The organism is Cellulophaga sp. BC115SP, from assembly GCF_009905545.1.
Lineage (GTDB): Bacteria > Bacteroidota > Bacteroidia > Cytophagales > Spirosomataceae > Flectobacillus > Flectobacillus rivi.
In genome coordinates this window covers 1-630 of the sequence record NZ_JAAALB010000191.1, presented here as the reverse complement: position 1 = coordinate 630, position 630 = coordinate 1, and the positions used below count along the sequence as shown (strand labels likewise).

The following is a 630-nucleotide window of genomic DNA, read 5'->3' as shown; positions in this document are numbered from 1 at the left end:
ATTCTCATAACTTGAGTGGGTGGCCTCTACATATCGAAGCAGTATATTGCCTTGTCAGAGGTATATACCAACATGCAGGAGACCGTCCCGTGCTATTTCCCGTTGCGCCATTTTGTGGACTCGAACCACCAACAGCCGTACTCCAGCCATTGCCCAATTAAAGGCAAATTCAATAACCTTATCTATTATACGTTAGGACAAAACAGAGCCACCCCACAGGGATGGCCTGTCGAATTTTTAACTTTTTAATTCTAGTGGGCACAGCTAGACTCGAACTAACACCACTCTCCTACATAAGACCGCCAAGTTTAGGAAGGAGATTGTACTACATTGTACGACATGCCCGAAAATGAAAGCAAGCAAAGCTCACTACATTCGCTCAACACCTAATTAACAATTGCTATTTAACTTAGTCTTACACCTGTGTGGGCCGTGGCCAGTCAAGGCCGCCAGACTTTTAAAAGTCTTTTTACACACAGGGCATTCAAACCTCGAAATTTCGTTAAATGGTGGTATTTGCTCTGTTTCGACACTGGTCAGCTCATGAACTTGTGCAAGCTCAGTTTTCAGAAAATCAAAGACATTTATACCTTTTAGCCTGCAAGTTCGCACCAGACGTTCCATCTGCAA

The 630-nt window shown here is 43.7% G+C and carries 1 protein-coding gene and 1 pseudogene; both read right to left on the bottom strand.

Annotated elements, in window-relative coordinates; translation table 11 throughout:
• Positions 1 to 255: 255 nt before the first annotated feature.
• Positions 256 to 345: pseudogene (locus tag GVN22_RS27600) on the bottom strand.
• A 45-nt stretch (positions 346 to 390) separates the two neighbouring features.
• The coding region (locus GVN22_RS27595; protein WP_166554193.1) for a C2H2-type zinc finger protein at positions 391 to 630 on the bottom strand (240 nt) is incomplete at its 5' end.